Below are 25,163 nucleotides of genomic sequence, written 5' to 3' on the forward strand. Positions count from 1 at the left end.
TCACTCCTTGGGGTGGGGGGTTCCGGCTGCGGCGAGCGCGCCGGGCGTGCGGTGCGTGAAGACGTCCCGGGGACTCACCGACGGCATGAGCGCGACCAGTCGCAGCGTGGCGATGCTGTCGCCGCCGAGCGCGAAGAAGTCGTCGTCGGCGCCGACCCGGTCCGCGCCGAGCGCCTCCGCGAAGGCCACGCAGAACGCCGCCTCCGCCTCCGTGGCCGGCGGACGATAGGTGTGCGCGTCCGGATCCGGGCGGGGCAGGCCGGCCCGGTCGACCTTGCCGTTCGCGGTGAGCGGCAGACGATCCAGAACCACGAACGCCGCGGGTACGAGGAAGTCCGGCAGCCGGGCCGCCATGTGCTCCTTCAGCGCCGCCGTGTCGAGACGCTGCCCCGCGCGCGGCACCACGTAACCGGCCAGGATCCGGCGGCCGTTCGCCAGCGTGGGCGCGGCCGCCTCGGCCTGCGCCACGTCCGGGTGCGCCGCGAGCGCGGCCTGCACCTCGCCCAGTTCCACGCGGTACCCGCGGATCTTGACCTGGTCATCGGTCCGCCCGAGGTAGTCGATCGTGCCCGCCTCGGTCCAGCGCACCAGATCGCCGGTGCGGTAGAGACGGCCGCCCGGCCTGAACGGGTCCGCGACGAACCGGGCCGCGGTCGTGGCGGGCGCGTCCAGGTAGCCGCGGGCCAGGCCGGCACCGGCCAGGTACAGCTCACCGGGCACGCCGGGCGGCAGGATGCCCAGGTTCGCGTCCAGCACGTAGGCGCGGGCGTTGTCGACCGGGCGGCCGATCACCGGCCGTTCCGCGTCCGTGGCGAACGCGGCCAGTGAGTCCACTGTGCACTCGGTCGGGCCGTAGAGGTTGACGGCGGCGAGGCCCGGGGTGGCGGCGAGGCGGCGCCACTGCCGCTCCCCCACCGCGTCGCCGCCGAAACCGATCATCGACAGCGTGTGGCGGTCCGGCGCGAACATGCCGAGGTCGTCGAGCGCGGCCAGCATCGCGGGGGCGACCTCGATGAAGTCGATGCCGGACCGGTCGATCAGCTCGGCGAGCGCGGCCGGATCGGTGCGCTGGTCCTCGCCCGCCAGATGCACGGCGTGGCCGCTGAACAGCCACAACTGCGGCTGCCAGGCCGCGTCGAACGCGAACGGCCAGGCGTGCGCGACACGCAGCCGCTCACGGCCGGCCAGCCGGACCGTGGGGTCGTGCAGGTGGCGGCGGTGGCTGCGATAGAGATTCGCGATCGCGGAGTGCGGGATGACGACGCCCTTGGGCGTACCGGTCGAGCCGGAGGTGTAGACGACGTAGGCGGGATGGTGCCCGCTGATCCACGGAGCGGTGAACGGGCCGGCCGCGTCGGTGGTCAGGGCCGGACCGTCGAAGGGCGGTGCGGGCGTGTCCGGGGTGTGCAGGAGCGCGGCCGGGCGGGCGCCGGCCAGCAGCGTCCGGATCCGCTCGGGCGGGTAGGACGGGTCGATCGGCAGGTAGGCGGCGCCGGACGCGAGCACGGCCAGCATGGCGATCATGGCCTCGGGGGTGCGGGAGCCGAGAACGGCGACGCGATCCTCCGGGCGGACGCCGTGCTGCTGCAGCGCACCGGCGATGCGCTCGACGGCCGCGCCGGCCTGGGCGAAGGTCCAGGTGGTGTCGCCGAGCACCAGCGCGGGCGCGTCGGGCTGGGTCCGCACCCGCGCCGCGAACAGCCCCGGCAGCAGCGCCTCACCCCCGGCAGCAGCCGGGAGCCCTTGAGCCAGGCCACTCCGCACCAGCCCGTCTCCGGCCACGCTCTGCCCGGCCGCGTCGTGATCGGACGCCCGCTGGCCGGGCACGTGCTGGCCGGGCACGTGCTGGCCGGGCATGTCGTAGTCTGGCGCGCTCTGGCCGGGCGCGGCGGCTCGGCTTGATTCGTTCCAGGTCGTGTTGTTCCAGGTGGTCAGGATCAGGTCGCGTTCGGCGGGGGCGGCCGCGGGCAGCGCGGCCAGGGGTGCGTCCGGGGCGGCGACGATCGCGGCGAGCACGGCCAGGAGCCGGTCGCCGAGCCGGGCCGCCGCACCCGGTGTGAACAGGTCCGGCCGGTACTCCAGCACCAGATCCAGGCCGGCCGCGGTCCCGCTGCCGGCTTCGGCGCCCATTTCGGTGCCGGCTCCGGTGCCGGCGCCTGTCCCGTTGCCGATGCTGGTGGTGCTTGCGGTGCTGCCGGTGCCCGCGGTGCTGGTGGTGCCCGCGGCGTCAGAGCTGCCCGCGGTGCCGGAGGTGGTGCCAGGTAGCACGGTCAGCGTGAGCGGGTAGTGGGTGACCGACTCGCCGGCCAGCGCGGTGACGTCGAGGCCGGCCGCGCGTTCGGCGGCGTGCAGCGCGTCCTCGTCGACCGGAAAACTCTCGAAGACCAGCAGCGTGTCGAAGAGCTCCCGCTGCCCGGACCAGCGCAGCACGTCCGCGAGCCCGGCGTGCCGGTGTTCGAGCAGCGCCGCCGCCTCGGACTGCACACGTTTCAACGCGCTCTGAATCGTTTCCGCGCGCGGTAGGCGTACCCGGACCGGCACGGTGTTGATCAGCAGCCCGAGCGTGGCCTCCGCCTCCGCGAATCCGGCGTCCCGGCCCGAGACGGTGGCGCCGAAGACCACGTCGTCCCGCCCGGTCGCGCGGGCCAGCACGGTCGCCCAGGCCAGTTGCAGGATCGTGTTGAGCGTGACCCCGGTGCCCCGGGCCAGCGCGGTCAGCGCCTGCACCCGCGCCGCGGAGAGCGTCAGCGGGAGCAGCTCGGCGCCCCCGCTGTCCGGGCGGGCCTCGGCCGCCGGGCCGGCCAGCAGCGTCGGGCCGGGCAGCCCGTCGAGCGCGTCCCGCCACGCGCGGGCGGCCGCGGCCCGGTCACGGGTGGCGAGCCAGCGCAGGTGGGCGCGGTGCCCACCGGCCGGTGTGTCCGGCTCCAGCCCGGCGTAGGTGGCGAACAACTCCCGGGCCAGCAGCGGCACGGACCAGCCGTCCAGGATCAGATGGTGGTTCGTGATGGTGAAACGATGTTCCCCGTCCGTGACACGTTCCAGCGCGAAGCGGATCAGCGGCGGCGCGCCCAGGTCGAAGCGGCGATCCGGGCCGTTCCACTCGGGCTCCGCGCCGGGCTCCCCGGCGTCCGGTGCCGGCCGGACGATCTGCACCGGTTCACCGTCGTGGTGCACGAACCCGGCGCGCAGTGCGGGATGCCGGGCGATCACCCGACGGGCCGCGTCGCGCAGCCGGCCCTCGTCCACGGGCCCGCGCAGCAGCAGCCGCAGCCGCATCGTGTAGACGTCGGGGGCCTCCCGGTCGTACCCGGAGAGGAAGAACATGCCGGCCTGCAACGGCGTCAGCGGCAGCACGTCCTCGACCTCGGGATCGTCACGCAGCGCGGCATGCCGGTCCCGGAACGCCCGCAGCGCCGCCTCGCCGTCGCCCGCGCTCTCCTCGCCGTGATGGCGCGCGATCGCGGCCAGCGCGGCCACGGTCCGATGCTCGAAGACGTCCCGGGGCCGCAGCGGAAGACCGGCCTCGCGGGCCCGGTTGACCAGCCGGATCGACAGGATGCTGTCGCCACCCAGCTCGGTGAAGCCGTCGTGCACGCCGACCTCGGGCAGCCCGAGCACCTCGGCGAAGATCCGGGTCAGCGCACGCTCGTCCGGCGTCCGCGGCCGGTCAGTGCCGGTCAGCGCGGCCGGATCCGGTTCCGGCAGCTCCCGGCGGGCGATCTTGCCGGTCGGCGTCATCGGCAGCCGCTCCAGCCGCACCAGAATCGACGGCATCTGATGCTCCGCGAGCCGCTCCGCCGCGAAGGCCCGCACCACGGTCAGGTCGATCCCGGCACCGGCACCGCACTCACCCCCCGCATCGCTGCCGGTCGCAGCATCGCTGCCGGTCGCGGCGGCATGAGCCGCACCGGCGCTGCTGGCGCTGGTTGTGCTCGCCACAGCGCTGGAGACCCCCACATCGACCGCGGCGGTGACGGAAGCGGCGGTGACGGTGGAACCGCCAGCAACGCCGACGCCGGAACCAGAAGAGATGCCAGAGCCACCGGCCGCGCCCAAACCAGCAGAGACGCCAGAGCCACCGGCCCCGCCGAAACCAGCAGAGACGCCAGAGCCACCGACCCCGCCGAAACCAGCAGAGACGCCAGAGCCACCGACCCCGCCGGAACCAGCCGACAGGCCGGAACCGGCGGACGGGCCGGGGGTTGTGGGGGCGAGGTAGGCGATGAGGCGGCCGTTGTGGACGGTGACCGCGGCGGCGCGGACGCCGGGGGCGGAGGCGAGCACGGACTCGATCTCGGCCGGTTCGATGCGGTGGCCGCGGACCTTGACCTGTTCGTCGGTGCGGCCGAGGTGGTCGAGGCCGCCGTCGGCGCGGCGCCGCACCAGGTCGCCGGTCCGGTAGAGGCGGGCGCCGGGCACGAACGGGTTCGCGACGAAGCGATCGGCGGTGGCCGCGGGCGCGCGCAGGTAGCCGCGCGCCAGGCCGGCGCCGGAGAGGTACAGCTCGCCGACGCCGTCGACCGGCACCGGGCGTAGCCAGGCGTCGAGCACGTGCGCGCCGGTGCCGGTGATCGGCGTGCCGAGGTGCGGGTCGCGGCGCGCGTCGGCCAGGTAGGTGCTGTCGCCGCTGGCCTCGGAGCAGCCGTACAGGTTGACCACGCGCGCGGTCAGGCCGGCGGTGTGCGCGGGCGTGAGCGGCTCACCGCTGGAGATCCACAGGTCGACCGAGCCGAGCCGGCCGCGACCGTGTTCCGCCAGTGCCCGGAGCAGCGTCGGTACGGCGGTTAGCCGCGTGATCCGGTGCTTCTCGATCAGGTCGATGAGCGCGAGCGGGTCGCGGCGGTCGTCCCGGGTGGCCAGCACGACCGGGACGTGCGCGGCGAGCGCGCCGAGCAGCTCGGTCGAGCCGTCGACGAAGCCGATCGAGCTCTTGGCCAGGATGACATCGGCGAACGTCGTGGGTTCGGCGGTCAGCATCCACAGTATTCGAATCGCCAGACCGCCGCGGGTGCCGATCACGGCCTTCGGCGTGCCGGTGGACCCGGAGGTGAACAGCACGTAGGCGGGGTGGGCCGGGTCGGCGGTCACCGGCTTCGGCACCGCATCCGGCAGCGGGGCGGTGACGTCGAGCTGCGGAACCTCGTACGGAAGCTCGCCGGTCGTCAGCAGCAGGCCGGGCCGGGCCGTGTCGATCATGTGACGAAGGCGGGCCGCCGGATGATCGAGGTCGAGCGGCAGGTAGGCCGCGCCGGTCCGGAGCACCGCGAGGAGCGCGACGACCAGCTCGGGCCGGTAGCCGGTGGCGATGCCGACGACGGACTCCGGCCCGATCCCCCGGTGCTGCAGCGCGGCGGCGAGCCGCTCGGCGCGAGCCTGCAGATCTCCCGCGCTGAGCGTCGTCCCGTCGCAGATCAGCGCGGTCGCGGACGGGTCGCCGGGCATCAGCAGCGCGGAGATGTCCCCGGTCCGCGATGCGGCCTCCGCAAGGATCGAGGCATCGCGCGACACCTCGGCGGCGCTTGACGCGGCCTCCGCGCGGGGTGCGGCCCCAGCCCCGGACGCGGCTCCAGCACGCGACGCGGCTTCGGTGCTCGGCCGGTCGCGGTCGTCGAGGGTGGTGACGGCGCTCGTGCGTACCGTCGGGTCGTCGATGATCTGGTGCATGACGCGCAGCAGGCGGTCGAGCAACGCGGCCGCGCCGGGTGTGCCGTCGCGGTACTTGAGTTCCAGCCGGAGCCGGCCGCCCCCGGGTGCGGCCGTGAGCATGACCGGGTAGTGCGAGCCGTCGTGCCCCTCGACCGACTCGACGGACAGCTGACCGGCCGGCTCCTCGGACGGCCCGGCACCCGGGAACGTCTGGACCACGAGAAGGCTGTCGAAGAGTTCGCCCTGCCCGGCGGCGTTCAGGATGGCGGGCAGGTCGAGCCATGCGTGCTCGCGCAGCGTGGCCTGGGCGGCCTGATGGCGCCGGAGAAGGCCGACGAACGGTTCCGCGGGCCGCAGCCGCGCCCGCACCGGGACCGTGTTGAGGAACAGCCCGATCATGTCGTCCGCGCCGGGCAGCTCCGCCGGGCGCCCGGACACGGCCTGGCCGGTGACCACGTCGGGCCCGCCGCCGACCGCGGCGAGAACGGTCAGCCACGCGCACTGCAGGACGGTGTTGAGCGTGACGCCCAGGTCCCGGGTGAGCGCGATGAGCCCGCCGCCGTCGATCTCGGCCGTGGTCCGGTGCACGACCGCGGCCGGCCGGCCGGGCCCGCTGAACGGGGTGCAGGAGACCGCGCCGGCCAGGTCGGCGCGCCAGGCCTCGACGGCCGCGGTACGGTCCCGCCCGGCGAGCCAGGCCAGGTAGTCCCGGTATCGGGCCGGTGCGGGCAGTGTGCCCGGGGCCCGGTAGAGCGTGAGCAGTTCGCGGATCAGCGGCGCGGTGGACCAGCCGTCGAGCAGCAGGTGATGGCTGGTCACCAGCAGCCGGTGCCGTTCCGGGCCGAGTCGCAGCAGGTGAAAGCGGAACAGCGGCGGCGTCGACAGGTCAAGCCGCCGGCCTCGCTCCTCCGCCGCGATCGCCTCGGCGCGACCGGCGCTCGCGCTTCCCGGCCGGCCTCCGAGCCCTGTTGGCCCGCTCAGTCCTGCCTGATCGATCAGTCGTGCCTGATCGCCCAGTCCCGTCTGATCCCCCAGTCCCGTCCGATCGCTCGGGCTGGACGGGCCGGACAGGTCCGTCTCGGTCCACGGGACGTCGACGTGGTCCGGGACGAGCGCGACCGGGCGGTCCACGTCCTCGGTCCAGAACGCGGCGCGCAGGTGCGGGTGCCGGTCGAGCAGCGCGCTCGCCGCGGCCCGGAGACGCCCCGCGTCCAGCGGGCCTCGAAGATCGAGGACGAGCTGCACCGTGTACGGATCGGGGCCTTCGTCCGCGTACCCGCTGAGGAAGAGCAGCCCCTCCTGCAACGGCGACAGCGGCAGGACGTCCGTGATCGTGCTCATCGGGTCGCCCACTTCGCCGCGATCCGGTCCAGCTGCCCCTGGTCGAGCCCGGCCAGCGGCACGTCGGCCGGGGTGAGCCGGGTGGTGACCGCGGCGGCCGCGACCGCACGAAGCGCCCGTTCCCACAGCGTGGCCAGTCGGTGCACGGTGTCCTCCTCGATCGCGGTGGAGACGTAGGCGAAGACGGCCCGCAGCTCGGTCCCGTCCGCACCGGGCACGGCAGTGACGTCGATACTGAGCGTGTGGTCAGCGGCGCGGTGCCCGTCCACGGTGCCGCCGAGGCCGCCCTCGATCCGCCAGCCGTCGCCGCCGCGGTCCGGCGCGCCGCCGATCCGGCCCAGGTAGTTGAACGCGATCCAGGGTCGTGGCGCCGCGGTGAGCGCCGGATGCCGGGCCAGCTCGCGCAGCAGTCCGTAGCCGATGCCGTGGTCCGGCACCGTTCCGAGCGCCGCGGCCGTGGCCTTGACCGCCTCCGCCGCTCGCCCGGGGTCGGTCTCGGCCGCGGCCAGTCCGGCGCCGCCGGTCGCCAGCCGGACCGGGTAGATCGTGGTGAACCAGCCGACCGTCCGGGTCAGGTCCGCGCCCGGCACGATCTGCTGCTCGCGGCCGTGCCCCTCCAGGTCGATGACCGCCTCACCGCCGGTCCACTCGCGCAGGGCGAGTCCGAGCGCGGCCAGCAGCACGTCGTTGACGGTCGCGCGCAGTCGCTCCGGCACCTCGCCGAGCAGCGGCGCGGTGTCCGCGGCCGGCAGCGTCCGGGTCAGCTGCGCGACGGTGCCGAGCGTGCCGGGCACGACGTCGGCGGTACTCACGCCGGAGACCGCCACGCCGTCGGCGGTACTCACGCCGGAGACCGCCACGCCGTCGGCGGTACTCGCACCGGCGACGGCCGCGCCGTTGGCCTCGGAGGCCGTGCTGCCGGGCGCGGACGGTCCGTCGCCGGAAGCGGCGAGGATGCCGGCGGGTGCCGGCGTGACGGCGTCGAGCACGTCGCGCCAGTAGCGGGCCTCGCGCTCCCGGGCCAGCGCGGCCTCGGACAACGCGTGCGCCCAGGTGCGCAGCGACGTCGCGACCGGGCGCAGCCGGGGAGTCCGTCCAAGGTGGAGCGCGGTGCAGGCCGCCTCCAGGTCGGCCGCGAGGATGCGCCAGGAGACGCCGTCGACGACCAGGTGGTGGATGAGGAGCAGCAGCTCGGAGCGCCGGTTCGGCCCGGCGTCGCGCCAGAGCGCGTGCGTCATCGCGCCGCGCCACGGGTCCAGGCCGGCCCGCGCGGCCTCCAGCGGCAGTTCGGAGTCGCCGGGCACCACGGTCAGCGCGGGCTCGGGCGCATCCGCCGGCACGACCAGGCGATCCCGTTCCAGCCGGGCGCGGAGCGCGTCGTGGTGGCCGAGGATCGCGCGCAGCCCGTCCCTGACCGTCCGCTCGGTCAGCCCGGCCGGGAGGCTGAACCGCAGTGCCTGGCCGAACTTCTCCACGGCCGGGTCCGCGTCCACGAACCGGCGCATGATCGGTGTCAGCGGGACGTCGCCGGTGCCGGGGTCGTGTGCCGCGATGCCGGCCTCGGCCGCGACCGCCGCCAGTTCGCGCGGCGTGGGGTTCTCGAAGACGTCCCGGGGCGCGAAGAGCAGCCCGTGGTCGCGGGCGCGGGCGACGAGCTGGATGGAGAGGATGCTGTCGCCGCCGAGCGCGAAGAATCCGTCCGTGGCGCCGAGGTCGTCGCGTCCGAGCAGCTCCGCGAACAGTTCCACGAGCGTCTGCTCGACGTCGGTCGTGGCGTCCGCCCGTTCCGTCTCGGCCGTCTGCGGCGTCGGCAGCCGGTCGCGGTCGAGCTTGCCCGCGACCGTGTGCGGCAGCGCGTCGAGCACCATCCACGCGGACGGCACCATCCCGGCGGGCAGCAGCTCGGCGGCCCGGCGGGCGATCCCGGCGACGTCGAATGCCGTGGCGCGGCCGGCCCGATCGGCATCGCCGCCGGTCCCGGCGTGCGCGGCAGCGGCCTTCACCGCACTGGCGGCGGCCGTCGCTGCACTGGCAGCGGCCGTCGCCGCGCCGGAAGCCGCCCGGGGCACGGCCGCGAGCGCGTGCGGGCCGGAGACAGAACCGGCGGTCTGCGGGCCGGGCGCGGGCACCAGGTAGCCGACCAGCCGGTCCCGGCCGTCCGCGCCGGGCCGGGCCGCGACCGCGGCGGCCGCCACACCGGGCAGGTCGCGGAGCGCGGCCTCGATCTCGGCCGGTTCGATGCGCAGACCGCGCACCTTGAGCTGGTCGTCCGCGCGGCCGAGGTATTCCAGCAGCCCACCGGCGTTCCACCGGGCCAGGTCGCCGGTGCGGTAGAGCCGGTCGCCCGGCGCGCCGAACGGGTCGGCGACGAACCGTTCCGCCGTCAGCGCGGCCCGGCCGAGGTAGCCGCGCGCGAGTCCGCCGCCGCCCAGGTACAGCTCACCGGTCACGCCCGGCGGCACCGGCGCGAGGTCCGGCCCGAGCACGTAGGCGCGCCGGTTCACGTCCGGCCGCCCGATCGGCAGCACCGAGCTCGCCCAGCCCGGCTCGGCCGTCCACAGTGTGGAGTTGACGGTCGCCTCGGTCGGCCCGTAGCAGTTCAGGAAGCGCCGCCCGCCGGCCCAGTCGCGGATCAGGTCGCGCCGCAGCGCCTCCGTCCCGACCAGCAGCGTCACGTCCACGCCGAGTGACGGCTCGGGGGTGCCGGGGCGGGGCAGCGAGGACAGCACGGACGGTGGGATGACCAGGTGGGTCAGGCGTTGCGCGGTGGCGAACCGGGCCAGTGCCGCACCGGCGCGCGCGTGCTCCGGCAGCAGCACGATCGTGCCGCCGCTCAGGATCGAGATGGCCAGCTCCGCCACCGTGACGTCGAACGAGAACGACGCGAACGACCCGATCCGCGCGCCCGTCCCGCCCCGCGACCCGCCGGCCATCGTGGCGACCAGGTCGGGTAGCCCGGCGTGCGGGACAGCCACGCCCTTCGGCCGCCCGGTCGACCCGGACGTGTAGATCACGTAGGCCAGCCGGGACGGCTCCGGCGCCGCCCGGTCCGGCCGCTGCGCCGGCCCGTCACCCCAGGCCACGGCGACGTCGACGACCTCAAGGCCCTCAGCGGGTACGTCGTCCGCGCGCGCCGCGACCGCCAGCACGGGCCGGGCGTCGTCGAGCACGTGCCGCACCCGCGACGCCGGATGGTCCGGGTCGATCGGCAGGTAGGCCGCGCCGGTCTTCGCGACCGCGAGGATCGCCGCCACCGCCTCCGCGGACCGGCGCAGCGCGACCGCGACGATCCGCTCCGGCCCGGCACCGCGACCGAGCAGCACGTGCGCCAGCCGGTTCGCGGCCGCGTCCAGCTGCCGGTAGGTCAGCTCGCGGGCGCCGTCGACCAGCGCGACCGCGTCCGGCCGCGCCGTCGCCTGGGTCTCGAACAGCCCGGCCAGGTCGGTGAACGGCACGTCGCGCGCGGTCTCGTTCCACTGGTGCAGGACCAGGTCGCGTTCACGGTCGTCCAGCACCCGTACCGTGCTGATCCGTTGGTCAGGGTGGGACAGGACCGCGCGGAGGACCCGGTCGAGGCGGTTCAGTAGCCTGCTCGCGCTGCCGTCGTCGAACAGGTCGCGGGCGCAGGTCAGCTCCAGCGCGACGGCGCCGGTGGTCGCGTCCTCCTCGATGACGAACGTCAGGTCGAACTTCGCGATCGTGAACTCGGCCGGTTCCGGCGCGACCTCGAGGCCGGCGAGCCCGAAGCCGTCCTGGTCCGCGTACCGGTGGGTGGTGACGACCTGGAAGAGCGGGTGCCGGGACAGCGACCTGGCCGGTGCGAGATGCTCGACCAGGCGCTCGAACGGCAGGTCGGAGTGGGCGAACGCGGCCAGGTCGGTGCGGCGCACCCTGTCGAGCAGCGCGGCGAACGTGGGGTCGCCGGAGACGTCGGTGCGCAGTACGAGCGTGTTGAGGAAGCAGCCGACCAGGTCGTCGAGCGCGGCGTCGGCGCGGCCCGCGATCGGGGTGCCGAGCGGCAGGTCGGTCCCGGCGCCGAGCTTGCGCAGCAGCACCGCCACCGCGGCCTGGAGCACCATGAACGCGGTGACGCCGTGCGCCGCCGCCACCGCCCGCAGCGCGCTCGCCACGTCGGCCGGGAGAGGACGCCGGGCGAGCTCACCGCGATAGGTGGCGACCGGCGGGCGCGGACGGGAGACCGGGAGCGCCAGTTCCTCGGGCAGGCCGGCGAGTTCCGCGCTCCAGAACGCGAGCTGTTCCGCGGCGAGCGGCGTCTTGTCGTCGCCGGTGCCGAGCAGTTCGTGCTGCCAGAGCGCGTAGTCGGCGTACTGCACCGGCAGCGGAGCGTCCCACCGCGGCGCGGCGCCGGACACCCGGGCCGCGTAGGCGGTGGCGAGGTCGGTGAAGAGCGGCCGGGCGGACCACTCGTCGGCCGCGATGTGGTGCACGACGACCGCGACCACGTGCTCGTCCGGCCCGGCCGCCAGCGCGTGGAACCGGATCGGGATCTCCTCGTCGAGCCGGAACGGCCGGTGGATCGCCTCCTCCAGCGTGCCCTCGGTGTGCACGGCCACGTCGCGCGGTGGCCTGACTGACTGCTCAGCCCGTCCGGACGGCGCCGGGTAGACCGTGCGCAGGATCTCGTGCCGGGCCACCACGTCGGACGCGGCCGCCGCGAAGGCCGCCAGGTCGAGCGCGCCGCGGAACCGGGCCGTGAACGGGATGTTGTACGTGTCGGACGGCCCGTCCATCCGGTCGATGAACCAGAGCCGCTGCTGCGCGGGCGAGAGCGGCAGCGGGTCCGGTCGCGCGCCGGCTCGCAGCGGTGGCCGGTCACCGCCGCGCCGCAGCCGCTCCGCGAGCGCGCGCACGGTCGGCGCCTCGAACACGTCGTGCAGCGCCGGCTGCGCGCCGAAGACCGTGCGCAGCCGGGAGACGAGCCGCACCGCGAGCAGCGAGTGCCCGCCGAGCGCGAAGAAGTCGTCCTCCGCGCCGACCCGGTCCAGGCCGAGCAGGTCCGCGAAGACGCCGGACAGCACCTCCTCTCCGAGCCCGCGTGGCGCCTCGGCACCGGCCGGCGCGGGCGCGGGGTCGGGCAGCGCGCGCCGGTCGACCTTGCCGCTGGTGGTGAGCGGGAACTCGGCCAGCACCACGAATATCGACGGGATCAGGTACTCGGGCAGCGTGCCGGCGAGCGCGGCCCGCAGCGCGCCCGGCTCGGGACGGTGGCCGGGCGCGGGCGTGACGTATCCGGCGAGCCGATCGCCGTGCGCGACCACCACGGCCGCGGCGACCTCGGGCAGCGCGGTCAGCGCGGCCTCGACCTCGCCCGGCTCGATCCGCAGGCCACGCACCTTGACCTGGTGGTCGGTGCGGCCGAGGAAGTCCAGCGCGCCGTCCGGCCGCCATCGGGCCAGGTCGCCGGTGCGGTAGAGCCGCCGGCCGTGGTCGTGCGGGTCGGCGACGAACCGTTCCGCGGTCAGCGCGGCCCGCCCGAGGTATCCGTCCGCGAGCTGCACGCCCGCGAGGTACAGCTCGCCGGGCACGCCGTCCGGCACCGGCCGCAGCCAGCGGTCGAGCACGTGCGCGCGGGTGTTCCAGATCGGCCGGCCGATGGGCACGTCGTCCTGCGTCACGTGCCAGGCGGTGACGTCCACCGTGGCCTCGGTCGGGCCGTAGAGGTTGTGCAGCGCGGCATGCGGGAGCAGCCGGCGGGTGGCGGCGGCCAGGTCGGCCGGGAGCGCCTCGCCGCTGGTGACCAGCAGTCGCAGGCTCGCGCAGGAGCCGGTGGCCGGGGTCGCGACGAACTCCCGGAGCATCGAGGGTACGAAGTGCGCGACCGTCACGCGTGCACGGCGGATCAGCGCGGCGAGATAGCCGGGGTCGCGGTGGCCGCCCGGCTTCGCGATGACCAGCGGCGCGGCCGCGAGCGCGGGCCAGAAGAACTCCCACACGGACACGTCGAACGTGGCCGGCGTCTTCTGCAGCACCGCGTCGGCGTCGCCGAGCCGGAACTCGGCCTGCATCCACTCCAGGCGGTTGGTCAGCGCGCGGTGCGGCACCCGCACGCCCTTGGGCCGCCCGGTCGAGCCGGAGGTGTAGATGACGTAGGCGGGCAGGTCCGGCGCGGGCGGCGGCAGGTCCGCGGCCGGCCCGGCGGACCAGGCGCGCACGTCGTCCGCGCTCAGCACCAGCCGGGCGCCGGCGTCGGTGCGCAGCAGCTCGGCGCGCTCGTCCGGGTGGTCCGGGTCGATCGGCAGGTAGGCGGCGCCGGCGCGCAGCACGCCCCACAGCGCGGTCACCAGCTCCGGCCCGCGCGGGATACGGACGCCGACCACATCGCCGGGCGCCACCCCGCGGTTGCGCAGTGTGCGGGCCAGCGCGGCCGCGGACCGGTTCAGCTCCGCGTAGGTGACCGGTGCGCCGCCGTCCGGAAGCAGCGCGATCGCGTACGGATGGGTGCGCGCGGCCTCGATCAGCCGGTCCACGACCGTGCCGCCGGGCACGTCGTGACCGGTGGCGTTCCGCGCGCGCAGCGACTCGCGCTCCTCCGGCAGCAGCACGTCCAGTTCGGACATCCGCGTGTCCGGCCGTGCCTTCCGGAGCAGCCGGGTCAGGCGGCGCAGCATCGTCTCCGCGCTGTCGTGGTCGAACAGGTCCGCGGCGTAGTTCAGCGAGACCGCGTCGTCCTCCAGCAGGAAGCTGAGGTCGAACTTGGCCGTGTCCGGCGCCTGCGCCACGGACTCGCTCGCCAGCCCGGCCAGCCGCACGCCGGGCTCGCCCGCGCGGTGCTGGTTGACCAGCACCTGGAACAGCGGATGCCGGGCCCGCGCGCGTTCCGGCTTCAGCGCCTCCACCAGGCGCTCGAACGGCATGTCCTGGTGCGCGAAGTCGGCCAGGTCCGCGTCCCGGACGCGCGCGGCCAGCTCGGCCAGCGTCGGGTCGCCGGACACGTCCGTGCGCAGCACCACGGTGTCGACCAGGAACCCGACCAGGCGTTCCAGCGCGGGATCGGTACGGCCGCCGACCGGCGCGCCGAGCGGGACGTCCTCGCCCGCGCCGAGCCGGGACAGCAGCGCCGCGACCGCGGCCTGGAACAGCATGAACGGGGTGACGCCGAGCGTGCGGGCGAGCGCGTCCAGGCCGTCCGGGCGCGCCTCGCTGACCGTGCCGCCGGTGTAGCCGGGCAGCGCGGGCCGCGGCCGGTCGGTGGGCAGCGCCAGCTCGGCCGGGGCGCCGGCGAGCCGGTCCCGCCAGTAGCCGACGTAGTCCGGCTGCTCCCGCTGCCACAGCGTCACGTCCGCGTACTGCACGGCCAGCGGCGTCCAGGCGGGCGGAGAACCGGCGAGGCGCGCGGCGTAGGCGGTCTCCAGATCGTCGACGAGCGGGCCGGTGGAGAGCGCGTCGGCCGCGGTGTGGTGCAGCAGGATCAGCAGCAGCCACTCCCGCGGACCGGTGCGGGTCAGGTCCACCCTGATCGGCGGCTCAGCGTCGAGCGCGAACCGGTGCCGGGCGGGGAGTTCCGCGTCGTCGCCGTGCACGGTGAACACGTCCGGTACCTCGGCGAGGATGTGCTGCCAGGGCTCGCCGTCGTGCTCGACCAGGAGCGTGCGCAGCGGCTCGTGCCGGGCGACCACGTCCGCGACCGCGGCGCGCAGCGCGTCCACGTCGAGGTCGCCGCGCAGCCGGGACAGCAGCGGGATCGTGTAGACCGTGCCGGGGCCCTCGAGGCGGTCCAGGAACCACAGGCGGCGCTGCGCGAACGACAGCGGAATGCGGTCCGGCCGGGCCCGCGCCGTGATCGGCGGCCGTGCGGTCTGATCAGTCAGTCGGCCGGCCAGCTCGCGGACGGTCGGCGCCTCGAAGACCGCGCGCAGCGGCACCTCGGCGCCGAACACCGCGCGGATCCGGGAGACGAGCCGGGTCGCCGCGAGCGAGTGTCCGCCGAGGTCGAAGAAGTCCTGGTCCAGTCCGGCCGACGGCAGGCTCAGCACGTCGGCGAAGATCTGCGCCAGCAGGCGCTCCCGCTCTCCGGCCTCGGCCGTCTCGTCCGGCGCACTGATCGGTGAGTCGAGGCGGGCCAGCGCGCGCCGGTCGGTCTTGCCGCCGGGCAGCCGGGGCATGCGGTCGACCGGGATCAGCGTGGCCGGCACGAGCTGTGCCGGGAGCGTGCGCCGCAACGCCGCGCGCACGGACGACAGATCGAAACCCGGCGCGGGTACGGCGTACGCGCGCAACTCGGTCTCCCCGGCGGGCGAGGTGCGGGCCAGCACGGCCGCCTCAGCGACGCCGTCCAGGCCCGCGAGCGCGGCCTCGACCTCGCGCGGCTCGACCCGTACCCCGCGAATCTTGATTTGGGAGTCAGCGCGGCCGCGCAGTGCGACGCCGCCGCCGGACGTGCGCCGGGCCAGGTCGCCGGTGCGGTAGAGGCGTTCGCCGGGCGTGAACGGCGACGCGACGAACCGGGTGGCGGTCAGGCCGGGCGCGTCCCGGTAGCCGCGGGCGAGTCCGGCGCCGGCGAGGTACAGCTCGCCGGTCGCGCCGGGCGGGACCGGGCGGAGCCTGCCGTCGAGCACGTAGGCCGCGGTGCCGGTGACCACGTCGGTGAACGTGGCGTCCGCCGGGTGCGGGCGGGCCAGGCTGTCGCCGCTGGCCTCGGAGCAGCCGTAGAGGTCGGTGATGCCGGGCAGCGCGGCCACCAGGTCCGGCGTGAGCGCCTCGCCGCTGGTGACCCAGCGCGTGACGGACGCGAGCCGGTCCGGGCCCGCCTCGGACAGCAGCGTGCGCAGCTGGCTGGGGACCATGGTCATGCGGGTCGCGCCGGCCGTCTCGATGAGCGCGGCGAGCGCATGCGTGTCGCGCCGGGTGTCCGCGTCCGCGATGACCACGGTCGCGCCCGCGATCAGCGCGCCGAGAAGCTCGGTGGTGCCGTCGATGAAGCTCGGCGAGCTCTTCGCCACGACCGTGTCACCGGGGCCGAGCGGCAGTGCGGCCTGTCCCCAGGCGAGCCGGGCCGCGAGACCGCCGTGCGTGCCGACCACGCCCTTCGGCCGTCCGGTCGAACCGGACGTGAAGATGACGTAGGCGGGGTTCTCCGGCCGGGGCCGGGGCATCGGCCCTTCGCCCGGGGCGGCATCGGCGGCCGGGCGGCCGGTCTCGACGGCGCCGGCCGGCAGGTGGCCGGGCGGGACCACAACGGCCGGCGGGCTGCCGGGCGGTGGAACCGGCGTCGTCACCGCGGACTCCGGGTCGGCGTAGAGCAGCGGGCCTCTCCAGTCCCGTACCGGCGCGAGGTTCTCGATGGTTTCCGCGGTGGTGATCAGGAGCGCGGGGTGGGCGTCGTCGAGCATCAGGGCGATGCGGCCGGCCGGGTAACCGGTGTCCAGCGGCAGGTAGGCGGCACCGGCGTGCAGCACGGCGAGCTGGGCCACGACCAGGCCGATCGACGGCGGGCAGGCCAGCGCGACCACGTCCTCCGGTCCGGCCGGCAACCGGCCGGCCAGCTCCACGACGCGCCGCCGCAACTCGGCATAGCTGACCTCGACTGACCCGTCGGACAGCGCGATGCGCTCCGGATACCGGGCGGCCGCGGCCGCTACCATCTCCGGCACCAGCGGCACGTTGACCGGGAACTCAGGCGCGGCGGTCAGCGCGACCCGTTCGCCCGGCGAGAGCAGGTCCGCGGCGCCGATCGGTGCGTCCGGCGCGGTGACCACGGCGGTGAGCAGACGGGTCAGCCGGTCCGCGAGACCCGCGATGGTGGCGCGGTCGAAGAGTTCGGTGGCGAACTCGATGCCGGCGCCGAGCGGCCCGTCCGCGTCGTCGCCGAAGAAGCTGAACGTCAGGTCGAACTTCGCGGTGTCCAGGCCGAACGGGATCGCGGTGGTCTGCAGCCCGGCCACGCCGAGGTCCATGTCCAGCCGGTGCTGGTGGGTGACCATGACCTGGAACAGCGGGTTCCGCGACAGCGAGCGGGCCGGGTGGAGCACCTCGACGAGACGCTCGAACGGCACGTCCGCGTGGTCGAACGCGGCCAGGTCGGTGCGCCGGACCCGGCCGAGCAGGTCCGCGAAGCTCGGATCGCCGGACGTGTCCACGCGCAGCACCAGCGTGTTCGCGAAGAACCCGACCAGGTCCTCCAGCTCCTGCTGGGTGCGGCCCGCGATCGGCGAGCCGAGCGGCAGGTCCTCGCCCGCGCCGAGCCGGGTGAGCAGCGCCGCGACCGCGGCCTGCACGGCCATGAACGGCGTCACGTCGTGCGCGCGGGCGAGCGCGAGAAGTCCACGGTGGACCACGGCCGGAATCTCGTACATCAGGTAGTCACCGGCGTATCCGGCGACCGCGGGCCGGGGCCGGTCGAACGGCAGCGCCAGCTCCTCCGGTGCGCCGTCGAGGGCTTCCCGCCAGAACGCGACCTGGGCCGCCGCGACGCTGTCCGGGTCGTCCTCCGCGCCGAGCAGGTCGCGCTGCCAGCCCGCGAAGTCCGCGTACTGCACCGGCAGCGGCGCGAACGCGGGCGCACGGCCGAGCCGGCGGGCTTCGTACGCACGGCGCAGGTCCGCGAAGAGCGGCCCGACCGACCACTCGTCGCCCGCGATGTGGTGCTGTAGCACGAGCAGCACGTGGTCCTGCGCGCCGAGCGCGAACAGGTGCGCGCGGACCGGGATCTCCCGGTCGAGCGCGAACCGGTGTCCGGCCGCGTCGGTCAGCCGCGCGTCCAGGCTCTCCTCGGTCGCCTCCGACGCCTCGAACGGCAGCGCGAACTCGGACAGCACCTCCTGCAGGCCCTCGCCGTCACCGTCACGGAACACCGTGCGCAGGCTCTCGTGCCGGCCGACCACATCGGACAGGGCGGCACGCAGCGCGTCCACGTCCAGCGCGCCACGGATGCGCAGCACGGCCGGGATGTTGTAGGTGGCGCTCGGCCCGTCGAGCCGGTGCAGGAACCACAGGCGGCGCTGCGCGAACGACAGCGGTTGCGGGCCGGAACGGTCGCGCGCGGTCAGCGGCAGGCGGCGGCGGCCCGCGTCGAGCAGCCGGGCCAGGTCACGGGGCGTGGGCGCCTCGAACACGTCGCTCATCGACAGCGTGGCGCCGAACACCGCCTCGACGCGCGCGACCAGGCGGGCGAAGAGCAGCGAGTGGCCGCCGAGGTCGAAGAAGCTGTCGTCCGGGCCGACCTCGGGCGCGCCGAGCACGGACGCGAACACGCCGCACATCAGCTCCTCGCGCGGGCGGGCGCCGCCGGACGGCTGGGCCGCGGCGGTGACCGCGGGCGCGGCGCCGGGCAGCGCGGCCCGGTCGACCTTGCCGTTCGGCGTGAGCGGGAACGCGTCCAGCACCACGACCGCGGACGGCACCATGTGCTCGGGCAGGATCCGGCCGGCGTACGCGCGCAGTGTGACCTGATCGGGCTCGCCGTCCACGTCGGACGGTGTCACGTAGGCGATCAGGCGACGGCCGACCACCTCGTCGTCGACGGCCAGGACCAGCGCGGACGCGACCGTGGGGTGCGCGGCGAGCGTGGCCTCGACCTCGCCCGGCTCGACCCGGAAGCCCCTGATCTTGATCTGGTGGTCGGCGCGGCCGAGAAACTCCAGCTCGCCGTCCTCCCGCCAGCGGACCAGGTCGCCGGTGCGGTAGAGCCGCCCCTCGCCGAACGGGTTCGCCACGAACCTGGTCGCGGTCAGGCCGGGCGCACCCCGGTAGCCGCGCGCCAGGCCGGTGCCGCCGACGTACAGCTCACCGGGGATGCCGGCCGGGACCGGGCGCAGCAGCGCGTCCAGCACGTAGACCGTGGTCCCGGCGACCGGACGGCCGATCGGCAGCGCGGTGCCGGACGGCTCCCCCGCCCGCCACAGCGTGGCGTCCACCGTGGTCTCGGTCGGGCCGTAGGAGTTGAAGAACACGTGCCCGGCGTCGATCCAGCGGCGGGCCAGCTCCGGCGGGCAGGCCTCGCCCGCGACGATGACGACCGTGCCGGGCGCGACCGCGTCCGTGGGCAGCTCCGCGAGCGCGGACGGCGGCAGCGTCAGGTGGGTGATGCGCTCCTCGGTGAGCAGCCGGGCCAGCTCCGGGCCGAGCCGCCGCTCAGCAGGGGCGACCACGACGGCCGCGCCGGTGCCGAGCGCCATGCACAGCTCCCACACGGACGTGTCGAAGCTCTGCGACGCGAACTGCAGCACCCTGTCCCCGGGGCCGGGCCGGAACGCGTCCGCGACCGTGCGGACCAGTGCGGGCAGACCGCCGTGCGTGACCACGACCGCCTTCGGCCGGCCGGTCGAGCCGGACGTGTAGATGGTGTAGGCCGCGTTGTCCGGCCGGGCGCGGTCCGGCTCCCGCGACGGCCCCTCCGCCTCCAACTGACTGAGCAGTGCGACAGGAGCGGACGGCGGCAGCAGGCCGGTGTGCGCGGGCGCGGTGATGACGAGCGCGGGGGCGGCGTCGTCGAGCAGGTAGGCGACACGCTCGGCCGGATAGTCGGTGTCGACCGGGACGTAGACGCCGCCGGCCTTCAGCACCGCGAGCATCGCGACGATCTGGTCGGCGGAGCGCGGCAGCGCCACCACCACGGACCGCTCCGGGCCGATGCCGCGGGCGGCGAGCCGGCCGGCCACCACGTCGGCGCGCGCGTGCAGGTCGCGGTAGGTGAGCGTGGTGTCCCGGTAGACGACCGCGGGCTCGTCCGGGGCGTGACCGGCGACGAGGTCCGCGAACGTGGCGTCCGGCGGTGCGGGCTCGGTGCGGTTGCGGACCTCGAGCAGGTCGGCGCGCTCGTCCGGGGACAGCAGCGGCAGCCGCGCGTACCGCAGGCCCGGATCGTTGATGATTCTCCGCAGCGTCTCGGTGAGCCGCCGGGTGGCGCGTTCGGCCGTGGCACGCGGGATCGCCTCGGCGCGGTAGCGGACGTCGAGGCGCAGCCGGTCGCCGGGCGTGGCGATCACGCCGAGCGGGTAGTGGCTGCCCTCGGCCGAGTCGATGCCGTGGATGCGCAGCCCGGCGCGGGTGCCGAGCGCGTCCAGCACGCCGCGGTCGAGCGGGTAGTTCTCGAAGACCGCGTAGGTGTCGAACAGCTCGCCGCCGCCCGCGGACAGCTCCGCGAGCCGCACGTGCTGGTGCGCCAGCAGCCCGGCCTGGCCGGCCTGCACGCGGGTGAGCAGCTCCGCGATCGTCTCGCCGGCGCGCGGCGTGACCCGGGCCGGGATCGTGTTGATGAGCAGGCCGATGATCTCGTCCGCCCGGGGCAGCTCCGGCGAGCGCCCGGAGCCGCTCAGCCCGAACACCACGTCTGACTTGCCGGTCAGTTCGCCGAGCACGAGCGCCCACGCGGTCTGCAGCACCGTGTTCGCGGTGACCTCGTGCCGGCGGGTCAGCCCGCGCAGCGCCTCGGTCTCGCCCTCGGTCAGGAATGTCGTGATCTCGGCCGGCGTGCTGCGGCCGTGCAGGTCCGCGCCGGACGCGACCAGCGTGGGACCGTCCAGTCCGTCGAGATAGCGGCGCCACGCCGCGACGGACGCCTCCGCGTCCTGCGTCGACAACCAGGCCAGATAGCGGCGGTACGGCACGGGCGCGCCCAGGACGGCCTCGTCACCGCGGCTGCCGTAGAGCGTGAACAGTTCGGTGACCAGGCGCGGCACGGACCAGCCGTCCAGCAGGATGTGGTGGAACGTGAGCAGCACGGTGTAGCACGTGTCATCGGTGCGGATCAGCGCCAGGCGCAGCAGCGGCGGGCGGCCCAGGTCGAACGGGCGAGCGCGCTCACCGGCCGCGATCCGGTCCAGCTCGGCGCGGCGCGCGCCGGCGTCCAGGTGCGTCAGGTCCTCGAATCGCCACGGCAGCTCGGTCGTGCGCGGGACCAGCGCGACCGGGTCGCCGCTGCGCCGGAAACGGAACGCGGCCCGCAGGTTCGGGTGCCGGCGCAGCAGCGTCTCCCCCGCGGCCCGCAGCGCGTCCGCGTCGACCGCGCCCTCGATGTCGAACGCACGCTGTACCGCGTAGACGTCGGCGGCCCCATAGGACGCCCAGACTAGAAGGCCTTGCTGCAACGGGGACAGCGGCAGGACGTCCTCCAGGCCGGTCATGCGTTCCTCCACAGGTCGTCGAGCTCGTCCGCGCCGATGTCGACGAGGACGGCGTCGTCGGGGTCCGGCGCGTGACCGCCGGACAGATGTCGCAGGGCATTCAGGTAGCTGTCGGCGAACTCGCGCATGCGCGGCTCGCCGAGGTGGCGGCCGGGCCAGGCCAGCCGCAGGTGCAGCGTGGAGCCGGCCACCGCGGCCGTGACGTCCAGTGGGTACGGGATCGGCAGCGCGGGGTCGACGTACCCGCCGATCGGTTCGGTCTCGTCCACCGGCGCGAAGTCGCGGTGCGTGCCGGTGTTGAAACGTCCCAGATAGTTGAACCGGACCTGCGGCTCCGGCGCGTGCAGCGCGCGCCGCAGCTGCCGGAGCTGGCCGTAGCCGAGGCCGTGGTCCGGGACGGCCTTACGCGCGGCCGCGACCCGGGCCGGGTCACCGCCGTCCAGGCGCACCGGGTACATGCTGGTGAACCAGCCGACCGTGCGGCTGACGTCCACGTCGAGCACGTCGTCGTTGCGGCCATGGCCCTCCAGCAGCACCGAGACCGGCCGGTCGCCGAGCGCGGTGACGAGCGCGGCGAGCAGCACGTCCTCCGCGCCGAGGGCGAGCACGGCCTCGGTCTCGCTGGAGTCGAGACTCAGCGTCAGCTCGCGCCGGGTGGCCGCGGTGTCCCGGGCTGCGTCGAGACTCAGTCCGGGGAACGGCGGGGGCGCGTCCAGGGCGCGCTGCCAGTGGTGCAGTTCCTGGGCGCGCTTGGACGTCCCGGCGTCCGTGGCCAGCAGCGCGGTCCAGTCGTCGAAGCCGGTCGCGGGCGCGGGCAGCGGGGTGTCCCGCGCGGCGCCGGCCAGGTCGGCCATCAGCACCCGCCAGCTGACGCCGTCGATCACCAGGTGGTGCGCGACGACCAGCAACGTGCCGCTGTCCCGGAGCAGCACCCACCGGGTGCAGACGCCGGCGTGCGGGTCGAGGCGGGCGGCGGCCTCGGCGGTCGCGTCTCCGGGGTCGCCGGTCGTGACGGTGAGGACGTCCTCGGCCCGGACCGTGCCCGGGGACGCGGCGGTGAGCCGCCAGCCGGCGTCGAATCGGGCGCGGAGCATCGGATGCCGGTCGAGGACCCGCTGGATCACCTGGACGAGTCGCTGCTCGGTGGTTCCGGCGGGCAGGCGCAGCCGCATGGACTGGCTGTAGGAGCCGATCGGTCCGCCGAGGTCGCGCAGCCAGTGCATGATCGGGGTCAGGTGCGAGGTGGCGAACGCGTCCTTGGCCGGGGGCCGGGTGGTGCTGTTGGGCGCGGCGGCGGCCGTGGCGAGCGCGGCGGCGGTGCGGTGGGTGAAGACGTCGGCGGCGCTGAAGTGCAGGCCGGCGGCGCGGGCGCGGGCGACGAGCTGGATGGCGAGGATGCTGTCGCCGCCGAGCGCGAGGAAGCTGTCGTCCGGGGCGGCGTGCGGAATCTCCAGGATGTCGGCGAAGATCCCGGCCAGCCGCTCAGCAGCGGTCCCACCCTGCTCCCCGCCCGTTTCACCGGCGCCGACAGCGCCGGAGGCGGCGGCCGTGCCGACGCTGGCCGTGCCGACGCCGACGCCGGTGGCGGTGCCGGAGGCGGCGGTGCCGGAGGCGGCGGCCTTGCCGACGCTGGCCGTGCCAACGCCGGTGGCGGTGGCGGTGGTGGCGGTGGCGGCGTGGCCCGCGACCCGGGCATCCACGTGACCCGAGAGCTGGCCGGCGGCCGGGTCCGCCGCCCGGCTGTCTGACCGGCCAGGCTCCTGATCGTCCGCGCGGTCAACCGCCTGAGTGGTCACGCCGGTGGCTGTCTGAGCGCTCGGTCGGAGGTTCGCTGCCACCCCGGTGGGACCGGAAGGCATCGGGTGCACGTCGGCCAGGGTCACCGGCTCCGACAGCCCGGCCGCGAACAGTTCCAGCACGTCGCGCAGCTCCGCGAGGAACGCGTGCGCGGCGTCCGCGTCGAGCAGGTCCGGGCGGTAGCCGAGCGCGAGCCCGATCTCGTCGCCCGGGAAGACCGTCAGCGTCACCGGGTAGTGGGTGGCGTCGTCCGCCTCGATCGCGACCAGGCCCGCGTCCGCGCCACCGGCCGGGCCGAGCAGCGCGGCCTCGTCCAGCGGATAGTTCTCGAACACCAGCAGCGTGTCGAACAGCGTGCCGAGCCCGCGCTGGATCGCCGCCAGCCCGACCCGGTGGTGCGCGGCCGTCGCGGCCTGCCGTTGCTGCAGCCGGGCCAGCACGTCGCCGAACGTGTCCCCGGCCCGCGTCTCGCACCGTGCCGGGACCGTGTTGACGAACAGGCCGATCGCCCGGTCCAGCCCGTCGATCTCCGGCGGCCGTCCGGAGACCGTGATGCCGAACGTCGTGTCGGTGCGGCCGGTCCGGCGCGCCAGCACCAGCCCCCACGCGCCCTGCAGCAGCGTGTTGAGCGTGAGGCCGCGCGCACCGGCCCGGCGCCGCAACGCGTCGCCCAGCTCCTCCGGCAGGGGCACCCGCACCTCGGCGGGCAGCGTGTCCCCGGCCGTGGCCGCGCCCGGGACCAGCAGCGTCGGCCCGTCGAGCCCGTCCAGCAGCGTGCGCCAGGCCGCGCGGTCGCCTTCCGGTCCGGTACCGGCTTCGGCCTCGCGACCGGCCGCGCCGCCGTGGCCGGTTCCCGCGTCGTCGCGGGCCACCGCTCCCCGGCCGGCTCCCCAACCTCGATCGTTGACGGCATCGGGGCCGTCCGCCGCGGCATCGCAGACCGCCCCAGCATCACGGGTCACCGCGGCATCGCGGACCGCCCCAGCATCACGGGTCACCGCGGCATCACGGACCGCCGCAGCATCGCGGGTGGCGAGGTCGCGGAGGTAGGTGAGGTGGGCCGCGGAGCCGTCCGGGGCCGGCGGGCGGCCGCTGTAGAGTGCCAGCAGGTCGTTGACCAGCAGCGGAGCGGACCAGCCGTCCCAAGCGGCATGGTGACCCGTGATGATCAGCGTGCCTGCGCCGTCCGCACCGGCCACCAGATCGAACCGGAACAGCGGCGGCCGGGCCAGGTCGAACCGCTCCCGCCGCCGTGCCCCGGCCAGCGCGTCCACGTCACGATCGCGATGCTCGCGCAGCTCCACCGGCATCGGCGGATGCAGCACCGCGACCACGCGCCCCGACTCGACCGGCCGCAGCCCGAGCCGCAGCCCCACGTGCCGCGCGAACAGCGCCTCGACCGCCGCCCGCATCCTGGCCGCGTCCGGCACCGTGCGGAACCGCAGGCGCAGCTGCACCGTGTACACGTCCGGACGCTCCTCCGCGTCGCCGAACGCGGTGTGCGCCAACGCGACCAGGCCCTCCTGGAGCGGCCCGGCCGGAACCACGTCCAGCCAACCCGGGTGATCCGCGTCCAGACCGTCCACATCGGCCTGGGACAATCCCCTGACCATCAGATCAGACGGGGTACGGCCACCGGCCGCCCACGCTGTCGCCTCACTCAGCGCAGCGAAGGCGGCGCCGAGCGCGTCCCGGAACCGGGCCAGGTCGTAGGACTCGGCGCCGAGCAGCACCGCGCGCAACGCCCGGCCGTCGACGGTCCAGGCGACCAGCTCCGCACCGCGCTCGTGCGGCCCGCCGTCGCCGAGCACGTCCGGGTCGAGGCCGTCCGGCAGGTTGCCGAGATAGTTGACCAACAGCTCAGGCTCGGGCGTCGCCGCGAGTCCGGGCGCGGTCTGCGGGTTGAGGTAGCGCAGCAGCCCGTAGCCGAGCCCGCCGTCCGGCACCGCGCGCAGCGTCTCCTTGACCGCCTTGAGCGACGCCACCGGATCCACCCCGGCGCCGGCCGCGAGGCGCACCGGATACAGGCTGGTGAACCAGCCGACCGTGCCGAACGTCGCCTCGTCGTCCCGCCCGTGCCGCTCGACCGCGACCGTGACGTCCCGCTGCGCGTCACCGGCATGCAGCGCCGCCGCGGCCTGGACCACCGCGGCCAGCACCAGATCCTCGCCGCTGAAGCCGAACTGATCGACCGCCCATTCCCACAGCGGCGCGAACACGTCCGCCTCGACCGACAGCGTGACGTGCCCGACGTGGACGGATCCGCCCGCCGGCGGCAGGATCGGAGCGGCCGCGTCC

General features: G+C 75.4%; 3 protein-coding genes (1 of these 3 cut by a window edge). All 3 read right to left on the reverse strand.

The window, feature by feature from the left end; genetic code table 11:
• Tightly spaced (each overlapping or abutting the next), the 3 genes in view from J2S43_RS17535 to J2S43_RS17545 form a layout consistent with a single transcriptional unit that may run on beyond the window.
• Entirely contained in the window at positions 1-6,987 is a 6,987-nt protein-coding gene (locus J2S43_RS17535) for a non-ribosomal peptide synthetase (protein WP_306830488.1), read from the reverse strand.
• Positions 6,984-21,068: a non-ribosomal peptide synthetase gene (locus J2S43_RS17540; RefSeq protein ID WP_306830490.1), complete on the reverse strand. Its 14,085-nt coding sequence runs from the start codon at positions 21,066-21,068 to the stop codon at positions 6,984-6,986. Before J2S43_RS17540 ends, J2S43_RS17535 begins: the two co-directional genes overlap by 4 nt.
• Positions 21,065-25,163 carry the 3' end of a non-ribosomal peptide synthetase gene (locus J2S43_RS17545; protein WP_306830493.1) on the reverse strand. The gene runs 6,935 nt beyond the window's last position, so only the last 4,099 of its 11,034 coding nucleotides appear in the window; its start codon lies beyond the right edge, outside the window; it ends in the stop codon at positions 21,065-21,067. The genes J2S43_RS17540 and J2S43_RS17545 overlap by 4 nt, the downstream gene beginning before the upstream one ends.

The sequence above is a fragment of the Catenuloplanes nepalensis genome, assembly GCF_030811575.1.
Classification (GTDB): Bacteria; Actinomycetota; Actinomycetes; order Mycobacteriales; family Micromonosporaceae; genus Catenuloplanes; species Catenuloplanes nepalensis.

What these genes read in the sequence shown, in the direction of transcription:
- J2S43_RS17535 (WP_306830488.1), bottom strand. Translation starts at nt 6,987, where the DNA reads ATGAGCACGATCACGGACGTCCTGCCGCTGTCGCCGTTGCAGGAGGGG.
- J2S43_RS17540 (WP_306830490.1), bottom strand. Translation starts at nt 21,068, where the DNA reads ATGACCGGCCTGGAGGACGTCCTGCCGCTGTCCCCGTTGCAGCAAGGC.